Genomic DNA, 18,678 nt, shown 5'->3' with positions numbered 1-18,678 from the left:
TCATGACCGACGATCACCTTATCGAAGGTATCCAGGCGGAATTTCCCGCCGTCAGAAAAGGTTAATTCACCCACGCCCTGCTTACCCACAATCACCTGATGGCCTAATAATTGCGAGCCCGCTCCCGTGATCGCCAACGCCCCTTTTGCGCCTTCCTTCACACCCAGTTCAATAAATGAAACTTCCAGCGTTCCACCATCAAGTACGGAAACGTTGCCCTCACCACCCACCCCCACTTTCAGATCCTGGCCGTAGAGGGGATCGTAGTTATAGAGTTTCCAGCGCGAGTCGATACCTGTTATTAAAGCACTACCGACAGCTCCTGCTTCCCTGCCCAGATAACCAGCCCCAACGGTAGTTGCCTTGGCGCCGTCGCTGACGGTTAGCTTGCCTGAACCGGTGTCACCAATCACCAGATCGACGCGACTACCTGTTTTCCAGCCATCCGGCTTGGTGCCCGGTACGGTTTCTTCGGTACCACCATCAATCACAATTTCAGCCGCGCCTACGTTTCCAACTGCTCCAACCAGACCTGCCATCGCCAGAAGCAAACTGGGAGTCACTCCGACTTTACGTTTTTGGGCGGATTTGCCACCAGCGCGGGTAAATTCAGCCACGGGGATCAAAGTACCGGTATGCCGTTGGCGTACCAAACGATAAATTTTATTCATATGAAAAACTCCTCCACTGAGTTTAATTAGCCTTTGGGTTATTATGTAATACGGGTTTGAGAGGAAATAGAAAGCAAACCATCTTGATAGTTATTATAAAGAAATCATTACAATGAAAACTCCCTGGTGTTTTTATTCTTCTTCACTGATAAGTAGAAATGCCCCAGAGGATCATCCGGGGTAAAATCAATCCAAGTATTCTTTAACCGAACCGCAGCTAATGCTGTTCAAGTTACATGTACCAATGGTCGACTATCCCTTTACTGTCGAAATCGATATAAATACGCTTCCCACGGTGTTCCGTATCACCTGACATTTTAGCCGATGCCTTGGTTGCACTATCTGAAGCATTCGATGCCGTGTTAGCCATGCCAAGAGCACTGGAAACGGCTCCCGCTCCGGGGATGTAGCCAACAATGGAGGATGCCGTGCTCAAGTTGCCTCTCGCTTCATACTTCCAGACTACGCTACCGTCTGAACTCACGTCCTGGTCATCCGGCACACCATAAATTGCCTGCACCTCGGCCTTGGTGGTCTTGTTAGGTATAATATGTGCCTTCATATACGACGCACTGAATTTGTCTTCCCCCATGCTACTGCATCCGGCAAGAAGAAAAATCACCATCAATTTCCATATAGATATACGCATATCTTAACCTGATTTATTAAAATTAATTAACGCCACTAACAAGAGTTATTAGCGGCAGTGTTTCGTTAATGATGGCAAACCAGAAAAACAACTCGCACACTCTAGATGCATTAGATAAATAAAATTTGATAATGCTTTTAAATAATGTCATCCTTACTAAGAATTCGCTCATTACCATAACCACTCATTAACACTTTAACAGACTATTTATATCATGATATAACTACAACCCTACTAAAGTAGGGTTTACTTAACATGGCCGTGTTGCTAGTTTAGGTAAGCAGCAAGCTCTGGCATGCTAGGACAGTGCAGACGTTACATTGGTGACAAAAGGAAAGTGACGTGAGTAAGCCCTATGCTTTGGTCGTTGACGATCACCCAATGGTAGCAAATGGCATCGCCGTTTTTTTAAGCACGCGTTGTGGTTACAAACGGGTGTATGTCGCTGCCAGCCGCCAAGAGTGCAACAACTACATCGCAGAGAAAGGCCATCCCCAACTGTTGGTTTTGGATTTCTGGTTATCGGATGGCACCGCGCTCCACCTCATAAGAGAACTGCTGCAGAAAGACGCCAATATTCGCCTGTTGGTCATCAGCGGAGATGAGAATAACCAAGTGCAACACAAGGCCCAGGAGGCTGGTGCACACGGTTTCGTTCACAAGCACGATTCACCACAAACCTTCCATCTTGCGGTTACCGCGCTACAAAATGGGCAACGCTGGTTTCCAGCAAGCTCAGAGGTGGCCTGTTGCGCCTCATCCCTCCCTCGCGACCAGGAGTTTGGATTAACCCAACGCCAGACAGAAGTGCTGGCGATGATGCTGCGCGGATTCTCAAATAAACGTATCGCCCTCGCGCTCGCCGTGTCTGAGGCAACCATCAAAGAGCATATTACCAGTATCCTCAGCAAGTTGGGCGTCACCAACCGGATCGAAGCCATTACGTTGCTACAGGGGCGCCGCTTCACGCTATGAACCCAATCAGTGATAAAACCACGCAATACATCAACCCACACTCGCAGTTGCGGTTATTGAACGATGTGTTGGCACGGTTGGTTTTCAGCGTCTATGCCGTCCCTTTCGTCGGGATAGTATTTGCCATCTGGCTCTATCAGCTGCGCTTACCGTTGACTCCGATCGTCTGTTGGATTGCGCTGTACTTTTTAGCCTCCCTGTTTGTCTGGTTATGCCATCGCCACTATCGCCGCAAGTTGAGTACCACAACGGAAACCGCCATGCTGGCCCAGTGGCTACCTTGGGTCAATCGGCTGGCATTGCTGCATGGCATCGGCTTGTCTTCACTGATTGCAGTGACGGCCATAAACCCCTCCTTTGATTTTATTCTGCTGCTCAATATCAGCATCGCCGCAATCGTGGCGGCCAACGCCACGCACCTGACCCCGTTACTGGGGGCATTCCAGCGGTTTTTCATCAGTTGCTGGGGGATCCTGTTGCTATTAATTCCCTGGCGATACGGTGACACCTGGCCAATCATTGTGTTGCTTAACCTCTTGTATGGCTTTGCTATTTATCGCCATGCCTTGACCTCTCATGCATTCTTCCTTCAGCAGGTCCGCCTGGAAGAGGACAGCATCCTGCTGGCTGAGCAATTCCGCGTGGCAAAAGAGGAAGCAGAGCAGGCATTGCAGGATAAAAACCTGTTCCTGACTACCGCCAGCCATGACCTTCGTCAACCCATCCACGCGATGGGATTTTTGATAGCGGCGATCATTCATAAGAATCGCGATACGCTGTTAAACCCGCAACTCCATGATTTACAACAAAGCGTGCGTTCTTTGCATTTAATGTTCAACTCGTTGTTGGACCTGACCCTCATCGAAAATAAAGCCGTCAATGTTCCGCAGAGCGAAGTGGATTTAGCACCATTAGTCGAGTCGATCGTCACGCTATTTCGTGAAGAGGCGAATAACAGAGGTTTGACACTACGCGCCAGGCTCCCACAGCAACGCTGTGTGGCATTGGGCGATCTCTCGTTACTGAAGCAGTCGTTAATCAACCTGACGCACAATGCGCTACGTTATACCCAACAAGGGGGGGTGTTGATCGCGGTTCGTCCACGGGGCAAGGATTGGTTGTTGGAAGTATGGGATACGGGGATTGGCGTAGCCGATGCCGAAAAATCCCGGATTTTCTCTCCCTTCTATCGCCCTGAGCTTGCCTGGCGTATAGACAGCGCCGGACATGGGTTGGGCCTGGCCGTGGTGGCAAGATGCGCGAAGCTGATGAAAGTAGAATGTGCGATGAGTTCGATTGAAGGCAAAGGCTCACGTTTTTGGCTGCGTCTGCCAGCCAGCGACACGGTTACCGCCATGGCTCCATTAACCACGGAGCAAAAGCCCTTCCTGGTTGCGCATCGGGCGCTTTCCGGCACCTGTCTGGTAGTCGATGACGATCCCTTGGTCACCTCCGCCTGGACCAGCTTGATGCAGGCCTGGGGCATCACGGTTCGCTGCGTTGCTTCTGCCAAAGAGGCGTTTGCCGTGCTTGAGAGTGGTTTTTCTCCCCAGGCGATTTTGTGCGATCAGCGCCTGCGTTCGGGTGAGAGTGGCTTCGACATTTTGCAGGAGTTATTCCACCGGCTCCCACAGGCCAGTGGTGCGATGGTCAGCGGTGAGTTTAATTCAGCGATATTGCAGCAGGCAGAAAGCGAGGGTTACCTGGTGTTGTATAAGCCACTGGAACCCTCGCAGCTTCATGCATTGCTTTCACAATGGCTAAATGCTGAGTAAAAACTACGGAGCGGGTACCACGCCCTGGATTGCGCCGGTATACCCGGTACGGGAAATTGCCGTCAGCAATAGCTGATTATCAAACCCCTCGGGCACAATCACTTCTGCCTGGTGCGTTTTCAGTGAGGCTTTGGCCTTAATCACACCGTCAGTCGAGCGCAACGCTTTATTGATGGAGATGACGCACAGTGAGCAGGTCATGGCTTTGATATCAATAGTGACTTTCTGGTTCTCAGCCCATAGCCGCGGCGCAATCAGCACCAGAGCCAACAGCAGAAAAATGCGCTTCTTCATTCCATCATTTCCCAAATCCAAGGTAATACGTAGGGGTAGGTCATCAATGCCAACAGCAAAGGTACCGACAACCAGTAAAGCCAAATCAGAGCCCGACGGCTGACAACGTTCACGCAGACCGGGCGTGGCGACAGATAAAGCCGCCAAAATCCTCGCAGCATCAACCCGATAGCCACAATAATCATTGGCCACTGCAGCCAGGATAGCGCCGGGATCCCCGTGAGCCCGGCGGCCGAGATACCGAACACCAGATACAACAACGGCCCGAGGCAGCAGAGCGTCGAGGCTGCGGCGGCAAGCAGAGCCGCCAGCAGCGTCACTACGCTGCCCTTAACGCTGTTCGACAGAGACATAGTCATAGCTAAATTCGGCCGGATCGTAGAAGTTTAATGGGTCGCCATCCACTTCTGCATAGGGATAACCAAAGTTATTGAGGTCACCCTGCTCTGCCTGCGGCGAAAGCGCGAAATCACGGGCGTAGTTAAAGCCAACCCAGTTCATTTCCCAGTTGCCGAACAGGTAATCGCTGACGGCCTCAACGGCAGGATCGCCGTTTTCTTTTTTCTCTGTCAGACGCATTTTAGTGACATCGGCCGGATCGGCCGGCAACCAGCCGAAACCGGCCAGCCAGAACATCGCCCGGCAGTGCTGGCCCCCACTGATTTTTGCCACACCTTGCTCATCCGCGCTGCCAAATGCCTTCTTCGAATAGTTCCCCAGCTTGCGGGAAGCGCCCAAGCGAATACCAAACATCTCACGTGCGGGGATCCCGCTGGCACGGCACAACGCGACGAACACGGAGTTAATATCGGTACATTTCCCGCCCAGTTTGCCGGCCTTAAGGATTTGGCCCACATCACCGGTACCGCAGCCAATCACCGCATCGTCTCGATGCATATGGGTTCTTACCCATTCATGAATGAGCCGCGCCTGCTGCAGAGGAGATTTCTCACTGCCAATAATCTTCAACGCCGTTTCTTTCACCAGACCATCCACCGGGATATGTGGGGTCGCTTTAAGGTAGGGTTGTATCTCTGCGGGGAACACCAGATCGGTTTGCGGAAGCTGCCATTCGGCCAGTTGGTTGCTCTTCAGCGGTTCCCAGTCCAAGGTTTCAATCAGCATTTCCACTTTCAGTTCCATCGGGCCTTTGGAGTCCGGCCAGGAAGCAAATAACGTTTTGGCTGCGTAGATATTATTTGCCGTGAGGTAGGCCTGCTGATAGTTGCCAGAAAAAGAAATGTGCTTCAGTTGCTGGAAGGCGGTGTCCACGGGGACCGGGATCCATAGATTGGCCTTACCTTCTGAGCCTGCTGGCGCTTTCAGTTGATAAGTTTGTGTCATCACAAAACGTCTTCTATTGTCCACGCAGGTTGACGCCGGGATATCCGTTTTACGCGACTCAGACCAGACCGGGCTGATCAGCCCAAAAGAAGATAACGCCGCCGCACCCTTGAGAAATTTACGCCTTTCCATCACCGTTCCTTTTTTTATTATCAGATAGCGCCAAAGCCTTGCCCTCCGCCTTTGGGAGGGCAATAGTATGCACCCAGGCAGCACAAAACGACATACCGCTTACACAAAAAGACATCAGGGAATATACGGTAAACGGCATGCGGGAAAGTGGTGACACATCAAGAATATTAAAAATACGCTGAGGAGCAAACGATCGAGTAGGTGGCGGGATGACTCCCACCGTCCTTGCAACGAGAAGATTATACGATAAACCGGTTCACTAATTGGGTCATCGCTGCCGCTTGGTTGTCCAGTACCTGACTGGCACTGGCCGCTTGGGAAACCAAAGCCGCATTTTGCTGTGTGACCTGTTCAAGTTGATTCAAAGCCAAATGAACCTGCCCCACCCCCAATGATTGTTCGTTAGCGGCCTGAGCGATATCGCTAACATATTGTTTCATCAGTCCTGAATTATCTGCTGCCGCTTTTAGCGCGACCCCCGAAGCCGAAACCCGGGCGACGCCTTGCGCAATTTTTTCCATATTTTGATTAATCAGCTCTCGGATCTGGCTCGCCTCTTTAGCACAACGTTGAGATAGGTTACGCACCTCACTCGCTACCACCGCAAATCCCCTGCCAGACTCGCCAGCTCGAGCAGCTTCTACCGCAGCATTGAGTGCCAATAAATTGGTCTGAAAAGAAATATCGTCAATAGAAGCCACGATACGTGCAATCTGCTCGCTGGAATTACGGATCTCCGTCATGCTCTGGCTGGCTTCATTCGCCACGCGATTCGCCTGCATGACATCGCGCTCCATCGCCAGCGTGAGTTGTTCAGCTTCGCGGGCGTTATCTGCAGTCTGGGAGATCGCCGTGGACATTTGTTCCATACTTGCCGCCGTTTCAACGATAGAGGCCGCCTGTTCATCAGTACGTTGCGCTAAATCCTGATTGCCAGCGGCGATATCACCGCTAGCATGGTGAAGCACCTCCGAGCCGGATTTAATCTCTTTAACAATATGCTGAATATTTTCAATGGATTGATTATAGGCATGATTCAATGCTGACAGCTCATCACTACCCGGCACGCTAAGGCGTTGGGTCAAATCACCCTCCATTTCACCAATCGTTTTCAGCGTGCCTTGCAGTTGCAGATGGATGCTCCGCGCAACGACGATGGCTATCGCCAAGGCCACTGCCAGAGAAAGAAGGCTGATGCACAGGAAAGTCATCCATTCGCTACGTGCCGTGCGTGACAACTCTGCAGCATGCTTTTGTAACGTGTCCGCGGTTTGATTCTCTATTTGACGCAGCACTTCAATGCGCTGAGTCTGAGCCTTAAACCAATCGGTAGGATTAACCTTGAATCCACCGGTTGCGACTTTAGCGAGCGCAATCTCACGAAACTTAAGAGCATCAGTTGCCGATGTAGAACGTAATGCGCCATCAAGCGCCGCCGCCTGATCCGTGGTGCTGAAACGACGAGTCGCAGAAAGCCAGGCCTCTTGTTTTCCCACCACATCACTCAACTGGCGGAATTGCCCATCAGCAAAACGATCGCTAGAGAAAACGCCGGAGAGTAATGCTCGCTCTATACCCGACTGTTCTTTCAGGTTAAGCAAGCTGTAATACGCTGACAATTCTTGGCCGATTTTGCCCGATGTCGTCAAATGCCCGATACCGCCGACAAAATCCAGCACTTGGGCGATGGTCTTAGTATAGAAACCAATGGTTTGCGGCGCCGCGGTCTTTAAATGGCTGACGTTATTACGCACCTCGCCCAGTAACTGGGTTTGGTCGTTAAATAACTGAATCGCCGATGTATCAATCCCTTCCAATGCGCTGCGATCCGTTTTAGATAACAGTTGGCTAAATTTCGTCATAGTCGCATCTGTCAGTTTACGTTGATCCGCTAGTTCAGCGCGAAACTGTCCACCACCAGAGCCTAGGTAACCTGCACTCATGCCACGCTCTTTTTGCAGCTCATGCACGACATCCCCTGCACCACGCGCAGTTGCCGTTAGCTGAACGATAACATCCATCTGACGTTCGGTATTGATACGGGTTTTCATACCCGAACCGGCAAACCAGCATAACGCCAGTAGCAGTGGAAACAGAGCAATGAAAAGCTTCATTCTCATCGATATACGGTAGATCCCTAACATCCGGTTTCGTCCTATTTTGTGACAACATCAATAGAACAGCTATCGGCCTGCTTTGAGCCCCCTTTAACCACAATGATAGAATTGTTATTATTGTATTGATATATATCATTATTTTTATTTAGGCATGAGGACTGCCTATGCGACCTCCCATCCCCCCACCTCTCAGCTTTGCTCTACCACTTCATCCTCACTTCACAAAGCCCCGATAAAGTCGCTCAATGCTAACTTCGAGGGATTGAACGTGATTTTTACCAAACGCCTGTGGGCTATTCTCTTTCTCACCATCGGCCTGATGACCGTGCTGGTCAGCCAAGCTCGCGAGCTGCCTGTGGTGCAGGATGGTGACATCATTTTCCACACTTCCCGCTCGGCACAAAGCCTGGCGATACAACAGGCCACCGGCTCTCGTTACAGCCATATGGGCATCATTGTGCTGCGTGATGGCAAGCCTTACGTATTCGAAGCGGTATCGACGGTGAAATACACGCCGCTGGCCGCCTGGATCGATCGGGGAGAGAAAAAGCATTTTGTCGTTAAACGCCTGAAGAACGCCAAGCAAATGATGACGCCGTCCGCGCAGTTAAAAATACGCCAGCAGGCTAAAAGCTTTGCCGGGAAACCCTACGACATGCAGTTTTCCTGGTCAGATGAGAAGTTATATTGCTCGGAGTTGGTGTGGAAGATTTACGATCGTGCACTTGGGATACAAATCGGTAAGCTGCAAAAAGTACGTGAATTTAGCTTTGGCGCTCCTGCCGTACAACAGAAACTGCTGGAGCGCTACGGAACGAAAATCCCCTGGGATGAGTCGGTTATTTCGCCGAAGGCGATGTTTGAATCACCGCTGTTGGTCACGGTGATCGAGAATTAATCTACGGTGACGTCCCCCATCCATATGGATAGGGGACTGTGTGTGCAACATATTAGCTCCGCATCTGACAACAACTCCGAGCTGGCTCCCTCACCCTTTTGGGGCGCACAAACCAGGCTAGGTGGCGTCCTGCACCCGCAACTCCACCTCATGCGCCTCGTCCGCCTGCGGGATTTCCAATTTACTCAGCATCCGCGCCATTGCCTCAGCAGGTACGCTGTATTCCCGCTCGGCATTCTGCCGCTGCCACTGGGCATAAGGCACTTCCAGGTAAACAATCTTCACCCTTGCGCCATAGGCGATAAACAGCTCAACCAACTGGCTACGCAACTGCCGGGTAATATTGGTGGCATTCCAAACAAAAGGTTCGCCCCGCCGTAGCAGCGTTTTTGCCTGCAACTTGGCCTGCTGTACGACCCAGCCGGTCGCGTTTTTATCGGTAGGCGACAACCGGTGTTGGCGGCGAATGTTGTCCAGGCTGATAACCTCAAGCCCAGCGGTATGTTGCGCAATATAGCGATCTTTACCCATTCCCGGCAGCGCACAGAGTAAAGTCACTTCGCTCTGAAATTGCTCGTAGGGAACAAAATCCACGCTAGCCTGCGGATGCGTCAAATAGTGGTAACGCTGGTTATCGCTAGCAAAAGGACGCGCTTGCCCCCAGCATTGCTGCTCCTGACAAAACAGTTCGAACAGCTCGATGTTATCCAGCAGGCCGTTTTGGTCGTCACAGTCGCGCCCCAATACGTCCGCCCGTGCCAGCATCGCCAGCAACCTTGTATCCAACCGTAGTGCCGCTAATAACAGCGCCCGCTCTGGCGATGGCCGCCCCATGATCCACAACGGCAAACCATGAAAACGCACCAAGGCCGCTACCTGTTCACGCAGCTCAAACGGCGTCACGATATCCCGATATAAAAGGGTGCGAGTGGTCAGCTCGCCGCGTTTAGCGTGGTTGGGTGAGGTCACCGAACCATCGTCTGCAACCCGCGTGGTACTGCGCTTTTCTACATCGTGCAGCAATGCGGCGGCCCAAACCAGCTCCTGCTGTTGTGCTGGCAACGCCAAAAACTGCGCAGACCCGGTCAGTGCCGCCAGCACGCGCTGGGTATGGATTGCCACATCACCTTCCGCATGATGACGGGGATCTTGTGGCACCTGATGCATGTCGGCCACCCAACGGAATTTATCCGCCAGCCTGCCCCACTGCTTGTCTTCACTTAAGCACCACATGGTTTATCCTCCCGCTGATACTCGTACGCCATACGCGCTCGTTGCCAATTCACTCTCCAGTGGCGATCGGTTTTCACATGGTTTTTACGCACGTACTTAAACACGTTATGGGAAAACTGAGCCACCAGGAACTCACCCGCATTGCGGGTGACAATCCCTTCCATAGTACATGGCAAGCCGGTATGTACGTCGTGCGGCGCAAAACACCCCACTCCCCCTACCTGCTCCAGTATTGCCGAGCGGTATTCTTGTTCCGTCTGGCGCGGCACCTCCTGTACCACTTCTGGCACACAGGCAAAATCAAATAATGCCGCGTAAAACTGCACTTCTTGCCAACTCAGCCACATGTCTTTACAGCGCACGGCGAATAGATAAAAATCCTGTTGCAGGCCACGATATTCGATCGAATGCGTGGCATACAAATTCTCCCCAAACAGTTCGATATCGCCCAGGTCATTTTTAATCAGTTGCCAACGCTGGCGGATCTGGCGCGTCCAGGCAGAAACTGTCGGTGCCGCATGGGAGCGTGCAAATACGCCATAGCGATTCAGGCAGTTATTCTCACCATCGAGCTTTTCCGTATGGATCAGTGAGGGGATTAACCGTATGTCTTGCCAATAGTGTTTATTGATCCGATCGTCACTGGTGGTTCCTGGTGAGAACGGATAATGGTACGTCCGACCATATTTATGTGTTTCCATTTCTTTTCTTCTTATAGCGTTACCGGCCTGCCCCATCAGGCCGATATTGATTAAGCGAGCGGCGTAAAGCTTTCGCCTTTAAACACCCGAACCGGTGAACCACGCACTATTTGATGGTGAAACATCCGTCGTTCAGCACGCTGTTCGTCCAGTTGCTGTTGTTCAAGCTGTTGCAAACGGTGAGCGATCAGCAAATACGCCAAACGTTTATTGGCATGTTGGCTGCGCTCGGTCTGAACTTTAACGCTAATGCCGCTAGCGATATGAGTGGCGCGAATAGCCGACTCCGTTTTATTCACGTGCTGCCCACCTGGCCCGGAGGACTTCAACGTTTCAAAGCGGATCTCGCTCTCTTTTGGCACCGCCGCCGGAGAGAAACGCGCCGCACCAATAAACCAGTTCTTTCTGGCACGCCCGGTGCGCCACGGGCTTTCGCAAATCCACTGCAATGTCCCGCACCACTTGGCGGCCAATGGCTCCGCCGCTTCGCCGTTAAGCGTCAATAGCACCGAACGCAACGTGCCGGGCAGGCGGCCCTCTTCCCGCTCAACCTCATGCAGTTCTACCTGCATGGCCTGGGCCTCTTTGTGAAACTGACGCAGTGCCAGGCTCACCGCCAGGCAACATTCGTCCGGCCCCTGTGCAGCGGAAATCTGTAATAAGATCATGACTGTCCCCCGCTGGTTTTGTAGGTCAACACCGGTTGCATACGCGCCACCAACGTAACCAATCCGGCCTGCTGCAAGGCTCCCACTACGCTATCAATCGGCTTGTAGGCTTCCGGCGCTTCCTGATAAATCAGTTGGCGGTCGCGGCAAATCACCCGGCTGCCGAAGCGGGTTCTGGCCAACTGATCGGTACTGAAACGTGCCGATAAGCGGTCCTTACATTCGGAACGCATCCATTTGCGCCCGGCACCGTGCGCCAGCGAATACAAACTGCTGGCAGCAGGTAGCGGCTGGACGATATAGCTGTAATCGCCGCGCGAGCCGGGGATCACCACCAGCCCTTCATCCGACGGTGTAGCCCCTTTACGATGCAGCCAACCAGGCACGCCCTCGATAGTGGCCGCCGCCAACAGGTTATGATGGATATCCAGCAGGCAATCGCCAGTAGTGCGCAACCGCTGCAATATCCGCTGGGCGATCAGTTGCCGGTTTAAGCCTGCAAAATCCAGCGCCTGTTGATGCTGTTGCAGATAATCGTTGGCCGCATCGGTATTTTCCAGCAGGCCGTGATGCCCATGAGCGCGCACATGCTGCTCCAGTATTAGCTGGCCCAAGCCACGCGAACCGCTGTGCACCAACAGCATCAGCCGTTTTTTATCGAGGCCGGCCTGCGGCTGATATAATTCGTCGATGCGTAACAGTTCAGCAAAATGATTACCGCCGCCAATGGTGCCCAATGTACGGGAATAATCGCTAAGCGCGGGAGGAATATTCCCCAACTCTTCTTGCTCTAACGGGCCGTCAATATTGCCCAGCTTTTTTTCCAATTTATCCAGCGACTGTTTCATCGCCAGCAAATCTGTTTGCCATAGCGACATACCGCAACCGATATCATTACCGATTAACGCCGGGTAGAAGCGATATTGTGAAAAGAAAGCGGCACCGACCGGGTAACCACGGCCAGGATGCAAATCTGGCATCCCGACCACGCGCACCATATCCGGCAGCTTGGCGGTAATTTCTAATTGTTGGATTGCATTTCCTTCAATCCAGGTGTGTTCCGACGCGATCAATGAAACTCGCGGCGTAACGGAGCCAATAGTATTGCTCATAACCAATCCTGATTAATATTTTATCTCATTTTTTGGATTTGGCGGGCGGTAGCCCTAGCAATACCTGGAGAACAGGAAATTATGCCTGAGGATACGACCCGCAAAGGGTAAACAGTGCTTGATAATTCATGATGTACCTCCTTTGCAAAGTGAATGAATGGGAAAACGCGGCGATAGTACATATAAACTCCAGCGTTAGCAATGGTTGTTCGCATCGGCCACCAAAATTTAATTCGGGGTGCCGAAAAATTTGACCCAAGTCAACGTTGCATTTAATTCGCAGCTGGCTGGATAGACTCGGCTGACGATTGTCAGTATATAAATGCAAATGGTAATCATTTTCAGTTAAGCTATAATTCAGACCTTGTGCAGCGGGTCTGGGTGGCTACGTTGCCACGCGTCCCTGCCGCCATCAGTTCTGCCCATTGAAGGAACTTGCCGTTGAAACATCACACTGAGCTGGATTTCACCCCGCATTTTGCGCTGGCAGGCAATCAGCCGTTTAAAGACCGTCGCGCCATGATGCCACTGCGCGGTGCGATCCCCGTGGAAAAACCGCTGCTGACACCAACCTGGCAAACCGTCATTGGCCAGACCACGCCCAGCCGCAAGCGGCTGGTGTATCTACACATTCCGTTTTGTGCCACCCACTGCACCTTCTGCGGCTTTTACCAGAACCGTTTCGAGGAAGACCGCTGCGCCCGCTACACCGATGCGCTGCTACGCGAGATCGAAATGGAAGCGGACAGTCCTCTGCATCAGTCTGCGCCAATTCATGCCGTTTATTTTGGCGGTGGAACCCCTTCGGCGCTTGCCGCACGGGATCTGGCACGCATCATCACCGCACTACGCGAACGCCTGCCGCTGGCCCCAGACTGCGAAATCACCATCGAGGGCCGGGTGCTAAACTTTGACGATGAGCGGATAGACGCCTGTCTGGATGCCGGAGCCAATCGCTTTTCAATTGGTATTCAGTCGTTTAATAGCCAAATCCGCAAAAAAATGGCCCGTACCTCTGACGGATCAAGCGCTATTGCGTTTATGGAAGGGCTAGTTCGTCGCGATCGCGCTGCCGTGGTCTGCGATTTGCTATTCGGCTTACCCGGCCAGGATGCGAAACTTTGGGGCGAAGATCTGGCGATTGCCCGCGATATCGGCCTGGATGGTGTCGATCTCTACGCCCTCAATCTGCTGCCCAATACGCCTCTGGGTAAGGCGGTGGAAACTGGCCGCACCTCGGTTCCCTCACCTGCCGCGCGGCGCGATTTCTATTTGCAGGGTTGCGATTTCATGGACCAGGCTGGCTGGCGCTGCATCAGCAATAGCCACTGGGCACGTACCACGCGAGAGCGTAATTTGTACAACCTGCTGATTAAGCAGGGCGCAGACTGCCTGGCCTTTGGCTCCGGCGCCGGGGGTTCGGTCAACGGCTATTCCTGGATGATTGAGCGCAACCTCACCACCTGGCATGACGCTATCGCCGCAGGTCGCAAACCGCTGATGATGATGATGCGCACCTCAGGTAACCGAAGCCAGTGGCGTCAGCCGCTACAGGCTGGCGTGGAAACCGCTCGTATCCCGCTGGATGAACTGACGCCTTATGCAAAACAGCTGAAGCCGCTGCTCGCACAGTGGCATCGGGCGGGGTTAACCCGCGACGCCTCAACCTGCCTGCGCCTGACCAACGAAGGGCGCTTCTGGGCAAGCAATATTCTGCAGTCTCTTGATGAGCTGCTCCAACAACTGGATCTGCCGCGTATTGCGGTAGCCACCCTCTAACAGGAGTGAACGATGAAACCATGGCTGATTTTTGGCGCTGGCGGCAAAGGGGTCGGCGCGCTGACCCTGGAACTTGCGCTTGCGGAACAGCGTCCGGTGGTTGCGGTGGTGCGTAATCCTGATGCCGCCGCTCGCCTGCGGGAGAAAGGCGTACAGGTTTATCTCGGCGATGCCTGTGATGCCATTGCTGTCACTCGCGCTTGCGAAGCCGCCGGTGCCAGCGCAACGATTATCTCTTCAATGGGAGGCGCACAGGATTATCTGGCCCACCGGACGGTGATAGATACGGCGGAGAAATGCGGGATCTCGCGCATGATCCTCGTCACCTCTTTGGGCTGTGGTGACGGTTGGCCGTTTCTGTCACCACGCGCCAAAGCGGGGTTTGGCCAGGCGGTACGTGAAAAATCTCTGGCGGAAAGCTGGTTACAGACCAGCACGCTGGATCACGCGATCTTACGCCCCGGCGGACTGCTGAACGGCAATGCAACCGGTAAGGCACAACGGTTTCAGGGGCAGGAAGTTCATGGCCTTGTGATGCGTGCGGACGTTGCTGCACATGTCCAGCAACTGGCAAATGCCCCCGCACTCAATCAACAGGTCTACAGCCTGGTTGAACCGGGTCTTAAGCCGGGGTAATTCCCAACGTTGATTGATGTCCAAGAGCATTAGGTGGCTAATTTCCCCTCACCCCAACCCTATCCCAAAGGGCGAGGGGGCTGATACGGTGCTGTGCTGAGGTACTGGAGTTCACCTTGGCCAGAACGCCAACCCAAACCTTGGACTACGCAATCACTCCGCCAAAGCTCGCATCACTTTAATCAGATCCGATTTACCTTCAAAACCAATTCCCGGCAGTTCAGGCATAACAATATGGCCATCCTCCACCTTCACCGAGTCCGGGAACCCGCCGTAAGGCTGGAACAGATCCGGGTAGCTTTCATTGCCCCCCAGCCCCAAGCCCGCAGCGATATTCAGTGACATCTGGTGTCCACCATGCGGAATACAACGGGAGGGAGACCAGCCGAACTGTTCAAGCACCTCCAGCGTGCGGAGGTATTCCACCAGCCCATAGGAGAGCGCACAGTCAAACTGCAGATAATCACGGTCGGGGCGCATACCGCCGTAGCGCAGCAGATTACGGGCATCCTGATGTGAAAACAGGTTTTCCCCGGTCGCCATTGGCCCGGGATAGAACTCGGACAGAGCGGCCTGTAAGGCGTAATCTAGCGGGTCACCCACTTCTTCGTACCAGAACAGCGGATACTCCCGCAGCATCTTGGCGTAGGCAATCCCGGTTTCTAAATCAAAGCGACCGTTGGCATCCACCGCAAGCCGCGCCTCGTGCCCAATCTCTTGCAATACGGCCTCGATACGACGGCGATCCTCCTCCAGCGGCGCACCGCCAATTTTCATTTTCACCACGTTGTAGCCACGATCCAGATAGCTACGCATCTCCTGACACAGCGCGCTGAGATCTTTACCTGGATAGTAATAACCACCGGCGGCATAGACAAACACCCGTGGATTAGCCACCGTGCCTTGCATGTCCGCCAGCATACGGAATAACGGCTTACCGGCAATTTTGGCGGTGGCATCCCAGACCGCCATATCCAGCGTACCCACGGCTACCGAGCGTTCGCCATGGCCGCCGGGCTTTTCATTGACCATCATCGCCTGCCAGACCCGGTGTGGATCGAGGTTGTCGCCACGGTGGTTGAGCAAACTGTCAGGCTCAGCCTGCAAGATGCGATCGCGGAAACGCTCGCGGATCAGCCCCCCTTGCCCATAGCGCCCGTTGGAGTTAAAGCCGTAGCCCACCACCCGGCGACCATCAACCACCACATCGGTCACTACCGCAACCAGGCTGGTGGTCATCTTGCTGAAATCGATATAGGCATTCCTGATCGGTGAGGCTATCGGTTTGGTGATTTCCACCACGTCTGTGATACGCATTTTTCTCTCCAACGGTCGTGATTCGCAGGAACATTATTGATGCATTTTTTGCATCCTAGGCTGTCAGGCATTGGCACCCTGCCGCTTTCTTGCCATAGTAAGCGGCTAAAACATCACCGGCCAATGCAAAATAAGGATAGCTGTCATGCAAAATCGGCATCATCTGGAACTGACCTGGCTTGAGGATTGCGTGGCGCTGGCTGAGACCCTCAATTTCTCTAAAGCGGCCGAGGCACACTATGTCACCCAACCGGCATTCAGCCGCCGCATCCAGTCGCTGGAAGAGTGGGTCGGCACGCCACTTTTCGAACGGAATCGGCGGGGAGTTCATCTCACCAAGGCCGGTGAGGTGTTTTGCAAACAGGCGCCTGAGTTGATCAGAACGCTCTACGCGCTGAGGAATGAAACCCTGGATGCCACCGGGCAGCACCAACCGGACGTGGTATTTTCAGCCACCCACGCCCTCTCATTCTCTTTCTTTCCAGCGCTCCTCAGGCGCAATGAAAAGATGGCCAGATTAGGCTCTTTCCGCCTGCTGTCCGATACGTTAAAAGCCTGTGAGAACCTGCTGGCGCGCGGGGAGGCGCAGTTTTTGCTCTGCCATTATCATCCACATATGCAGATGACTCTCGATGCGGAAAAGTTTGTCAGCCTGCGCCTGGGGGAAGATCGATTGCTGCCCTACAGCCTAGCTCTGCCGGGGTCCTCAACGCCGGTGTGGAAAGTCGGGCAACAAAAATTCCCTTTCCTGTCGTTTAGCAATGACTCCGGGCTGGGCCGTATTATCGCCAACAGCGCAGCGATTAGCCGTGCCAAACGGGGTATGGAGGTTGCTTTTACTTCAGATCTGGCCGCCACGTTGCTCGCCATGGTGGCGGCTGGAGAAGGTGTCGCCTGGCTGCCGCAGTCGCTGGCGGAGACCGACGTTGATAGCGGCAAGATCGTGGTCGCCACCGACCCCCCTAACGATCTTGGCCTGCCCATTGAGATACGCCTCTACCGGCCCGTGACCAAGATGACCAAATCCGTTGAGGCGCTGTGGCTGCTATTCGCCAAGGAAGCGGAGGGGCAATAATTATAAATTGCTCACGCGCTTATCCTTTGGATATTTCACCGTATAAGACAGGCTGAACTTCTCGGACTGATTCGCAGGTAAATCCAGTTCCCACTGCACGTTACCGGTGTCTTTGTCGTAGCTGGCACCGTCGTACTTCAGCCCGTCGATAGTAATCGCCGAATCACGGCTCAGCGGCATCTGCTCCATCACCACCAGCTTAATCGGCTCTTTACGGGTATTTTTCACGCTGGTGACAAAGGAATACTGCTGGCTTACCGAATTGCCAAAAAACTCCGCCTTCGAGGTCAGTTGCTTGGCATTTTCGCGGTTCACGATAATCTTCTTATCCCGCCCCAATGACAGATCCAGTGTCTCTTTAGCCTCGGCGATATTGATATCCCCCTGGCCGACGAATGAACCCTCGAAGAAAATACTGGACTTGCCCGGCAACAAATTAAGCTGCTCCCAGTCTTTTAACTGTACCTGCAAGAAGGCATCCGGTTCGATTTTTGGCACCACCACGTAGCGATAGTCGCCCTGAACGTCCACATCCTTGATGGTGACCGAATGCCCTTTACCATCGGAGGCAATGTTATAAGGCAGGGAAATGCTAAAGCGGGTATTCACACCGCCAGCGTCGGTGACCACATAGTCAGAGAGGGAGCTTTTAGCTCTGGAGGCCATTGCACCATCAAGCTCTTGGGCATCCGCGCCAGCGGCCATCTCCGCAACGGGAGCCGGTGCCGGTCTGGGTATCGACATTGCCATCTTGGAACTGGAGTAGTACTGATAAAAATCGAGGTACCAAGGTTGCAACTTCGGCGCCTGCGCCCCTTCGCTTGGGTTGCCGCTGGAAAGCGTCAGGTTGACCTTATCCCAATTGATGCCGCTGTTCTGAAACACATTGGCCTTGTAGCTCAGCTTGACCGGCTGGGTAATGCTGTTGACCCGCACATCGTAAGTCGGCACCCAGCCGGCATCCGGGATCACATAAGACAGCTTAACGTTGCTGGTCACCGCTTTGGCAGTGTAAAACTTCACCACCACCTGATTCACCGTTTGGCCTGTCTTCTGCTGAGCCTCGTCCAACTGGCTCTTCAGCTTTTCGATATTCTTGTCAATCGCGGCGATCTTCTCTTTAATCTCAATATCCGCCAGCAGCACCTCACTCATGCGGCGGCTGACCAGTTCAAGCATTTGATTAACCTGCTCAACGGAAGCGCCCTCTTTTTCCGAACCCAACGCCCGGTTACTTTCCAGCACCGCCAGCTGCGCCTGGATCACTTCCCGCTGCACGTTAAGTTTGCTTTGCTCGCGCAC

The 18,678-nt window shown here is 53.3% G+C and carries 18 protein-coding genes; 6 read left to right on the top strand and 12 right to left on the bottom strand.

The features are described 5' to 3' along the window. The coding region (locus tag ACLQ7H_RS12865; protein WP_411753006.1) for an ESPR-type extended signal peptide-containing protein at window positions 1–671 on the bottom strand (671 nt) is incomplete at its 3' end. A gap of 232 nt (window positions 672–903) precedes the next feature. Next, window positions 904–1,320, bottom strand: coding sequence for a hypothetical protein (locus ACLQ7H_RS12860; protein WP_411753005.1), 417 nt, complete (start codon window positions 1,318–1,320; stop codon window positions 904–906). Between the two features lie 342 nt (window positions 1,321–1,662). Between ACLQ7H_RS12860 and ACLQ7H_RS12855 the strand changes: the two genes are divergently transcribed. Then, entirely contained in the window at window positions 1,663–2,295 is a 633-nt protein-coding gene (locus ACLQ7H_RS12855; protein ID WP_411753004.1) for a LuxR C-terminal-related transcriptional regulator, read from the top strand. After that, complete coding sequence (locus ACLQ7H_RS12850) at window positions 2,292–4,070, top strand: ATP-binding protein (protein WP_411753003.1); 1,779 nt, start codon at window positions 2,292–2,294, stop codon at window positions 4,068–4,070. Before ACLQ7H_RS12855 ends, ACLQ7H_RS12850 begins: the two co-directional genes overlap by 4 nt. Before the next feature lie 3 nt (window positions 4,071–4,073). Here the strand turns inward: ACLQ7H_RS12850 and ACLQ7H_RS12845 are convergent, their stop codons facing one another. From ACLQ7H_RS12845 to ACLQ7H_RS12830, 4 genes are all read right to left on the bottom strand, one after another. Beyond that, window positions 4,074–4,364: a heavy-metal-associated domain-containing protein gene (locus ACLQ7H_RS12845; protein WP_411753002.1), complete on the bottom strand. Its 291-nt coding sequence runs from the start codon at window positions 4,362–4,364 to the stop codon at window positions 4,074–4,076. Continuing rightward, the gene (locus ACLQ7H_RS12840; protein ID WP_098930826.1) at window positions 4,361–4,723 is read right to left on the bottom strand and encodes a mercuric transporter MerT family protein; all 363 of its coding nucleotides are present in this window, start codon (window positions 4,721–4,723) and stop codon (window positions 4,361–4,363) included. Before ACLQ7H_RS12840 ends, ACLQ7H_RS12845 begins: the two co-directional genes overlap by 4 nt. Then, entirely contained in the window at window positions 4,695–5,840 is a 1,146-nt protein-coding gene (locus tag ACLQ7H_RS12835) for a transglutaminase domain-containing protein (RefSeq protein WP_411753001.1), read from the bottom strand. The genes ACLQ7H_RS12840 and ACLQ7H_RS12835 overlap by 29 nt, the downstream gene beginning before the upstream one ends. 239 nt (window positions 5,841–6,079) lie before the next feature. Next, on the bottom strand, window positions 6,080–7,984 hold the full coding sequence (locus tag ACLQ7H_RS12830) for a methyl-accepting chemotaxis protein (protein WP_411753000.1): 1,905 nt from the start codon (window positions 7,982–7,984) through the stop codon (window positions 6,080–6,082). Between the two features lie 292 nt (window positions 7,985–8,276). Here ACLQ7H_RS12830 and ACLQ7H_RS12825 point away from each other — a divergent pair, with 292 nt between their 5' ends. Next, window positions 8,277–8,855, top strand: coding sequence for a YiiX family permuted papain-like enzyme (locus ACLQ7H_RS12825; RefSeq protein WP_411753007.1), 579 nt, complete (start codon window positions 8,277–8,279; stop codon window positions 8,853–8,855). 117 nt (window positions 8,856–8,972) lie between these two features. Here ACLQ7H_RS12825 and ACLQ7H_RS12820 read toward each other — a convergent pair whose 3' ends face one another. Genes ACLQ7H_RS12820 through ACLQ7H_RS12805 form a run of 4 tightly spaced genes read right to left on the bottom strand, consistent with a single transcriptional unit; the run spans window position 8,973 to window position 12,569 of the window. Continuing rightward, window positions 8,973–10,088, bottom strand: a complete 1,116-nt coding sequence (locus ACLQ7H_RS12820) for an AAA family ATPase (RefSeq protein WP_411752999.1) — start codon at window positions 10,086–10,088, stop codon at window positions 8,973–8,975. Next, a complete protein-coding gene (locus ACLQ7H_RS12815; RefSeq protein ID WP_411752998.1) occupies window positions 10,076–10,789 on the bottom strand; it encodes an RNA ligase family protein in 714 nt (237 codons plus the stop codon). The genes ACLQ7H_RS12820 and ACLQ7H_RS12815 overlap by 13 nt, the downstream gene beginning before the upstream one ends. Before the next feature lie 50 nt (window positions 10,790–10,839). Then, window positions 10,840–11,457 (bottom strand): peptide chain release factor H, encoded by a 618-nt coding sequence (gene prfH / locus ACLQ7H_RS12810; RefSeq protein ID WP_411752997.1) that lies wholly within the window; start codon window positions 11,455–11,457, stop codon window positions 10,840–10,842. After that, entirely contained in the window at window positions 11,454–12,569 is a 1,116-nt protein-coding gene (locus ACLQ7H_RS12805; protein ID WP_411752996.1) for an RNA ligase RtcB family protein, read from the bottom strand. The genes prfH and ACLQ7H_RS12805 overlap by 4 nt, the downstream gene beginning before the upstream one ends. A gap of 441 nt (window positions 12,570–13,010) precedes the next feature. On the opposite strand from ACLQ7H_RS12805, the gene hutW reads away from it, so the two are divergent. Further along, on the top strand, window positions 13,011–14,348 hold the full coding sequence (gene hutW / locus ACLQ7H_RS12800) for a heme anaerobic degradation radical SAM methyltransferase ChuW/HutW (protein ID WP_411752995.1): 1,338 nt from the start codon (window positions 13,011–13,013) through the stop codon (window positions 14,346–14,348). Between the two features lie 12 nt (window positions 14,349–14,360). Further along, a complete protein-coding gene (gene chuY, locus ACLQ7H_RS12795) occupies window positions 14,361–14,984 on the top strand; it encodes an anaerobilin reductase (RefSeq protein WP_411752994.1) in 624 nt (207 codons plus the stop codon). Between the two features lie 153 nt (window positions 14,985–15,137). Here chuY and ACLQ7H_RS12790 read toward each other — a convergent pair whose 3' ends face one another. Next, window positions 15,138–16,301, bottom strand: coding sequence for a mandelate racemase/muconate lactonizing enzyme family protein (locus tag ACLQ7H_RS12790; protein ID WP_411752993.1), 1,164 nt, complete (start codon window positions 16,299–16,301; stop codon window positions 15,138–15,140). 145 nt (window positions 16,302–16,446) lie between these two features. Here ACLQ7H_RS12790 and ACLQ7H_RS12785 point away from each other — a divergent pair, with 145 nt between their 5' ends. Next, on the top strand, window positions 16,447–17,376 hold the full coding sequence (locus ACLQ7H_RS12785) for a LysR family transcriptional regulator (protein WP_411752992.1): 930 nt from the start codon (window positions 16,447–16,449) through the stop codon (window positions 17,374–17,376). On the opposite strand, the gene ACLQ7H_RS12780 is transcribed toward ACLQ7H_RS12785, so the two are convergent. After that, window positions 17,377–18,678 (bottom strand): mucoidy inhibitor MuiA family protein (locus tag ACLQ7H_RS12780; RefSeq protein WP_411752991.1); only part of this gene is annotated, 1,302 nt, incomplete at its 5' end.

Origin of the sequence: Serratia sp. (in: enterobacteria) (assembly GCF_046715635.1) — a bacterium.
In the GTDB taxonomy this organism is placed as follows: Bacteria; Pseudomonadota; Gammaproteobacteria; order Enterobacterales; family Enterobacteriaceae; genus Chania.
This window is presented reverse-complemented; position numbering and strand designations above follow the sequence as displayed.

Excerpts from the sequence above, each read along its gene's own strand:
- ACLQ7H_RS12860 (WP_411753005.1), bottom strand. The coding sequence starts at position 1,320 with ATGCGTATATCTATATGGAAATTGATGGTGATTTTTCTTCTTGCCGGA.
- ACLQ7H_RS12850 (WP_411753003.1), top strand. The coding sequence starts at position 2,292 with ATGAACCCAATCAGTGATAAAACCACGCAATACATCAACCCACACTCG.
- ACLQ7H_RS12845 (WP_411753002.1), bottom strand. The coding sequence starts at position 4,364 with ATGAAGAAGCGCATTTTTCTGCTGTTGGCTCTGGTGCTGATTGCGCCG.
- ACLQ7H_RS12840 (WP_098930826.1), bottom strand. The coding sequence starts at position 4,723 with ATGACTATGTCTCTGTCGAACAGCGTTAAGGGCAGCGTAGTGACGCTG.
- ACLQ7H_RS12835 (WP_411753001.1), bottom strand. The coding sequence starts at position 5,840 with ATGGAAAGGCGTAAATTTCTCAAGGGTGCGGCGGCGTTATCTTCTTTT.
- ACLQ7H_RS12830 (WP_411753000.1), bottom strand. The coding sequence starts at position 7,984 with ATGTTAGGGATCTACCGTATATCGATGAGAATGAAGCTTTTCATTGCT.
- ACLQ7H_RS12825 (WP_411753007.1), top strand. The coding sequence starts at position 8,277 with ATGACCGTGCTGGTCAGCCAAGCTCGCGAGCTGCCTGTGGTGCAGGAT.
- ACLQ7H_RS12820 (WP_411752999.1), bottom strand. The coding sequence starts at position 10,088 with ATGTGGTGCTTAAGTGAAGACAAGCAGTGGGGCAGGCTGGCGGATAAA.
- ACLQ7H_RS12815 (WP_411752998.1), bottom strand. The coding sequence starts at position 10,789 with ATGGAAACACATAAATATGGTCGGACGTACCATTATCCGTTCTCACCA.
- prfH (WP_411752997.1), bottom strand. The coding sequence starts at position 11,457 with ATGATCTTATTACAGATTTCCGCTGCACAGGGGCCGGACGAATGTTGC.
- ACLQ7H_RS12805 (WP_411752996.1), bottom strand. The coding sequence starts at position 12,569 with ATGAGCAATACTATTGGCTCCGTTACGCCGCGAGTTTCATTGATCGCG.
- chuY (WP_411752994.1), top strand. The coding sequence starts at position 14,361 with ATGAAACCATGGCTGATTTTTGGCGCTGGCGGCAAAGGGGTCGGCGCG.
- ACLQ7H_RS12790 (WP_411752993.1), bottom strand. The coding sequence starts at position 16,301 with ATGCGTATCACAGACGTGGTGGAAATCACCAAACCGATAGCCTCACCG.
- ACLQ7H_RS12785 (WP_411752992.1), top strand. The coding sequence starts at position 16,447 with ATGCAAAATCGGCATCATCTGGAACTGACCTGGCTTGAGGATTGCGTG.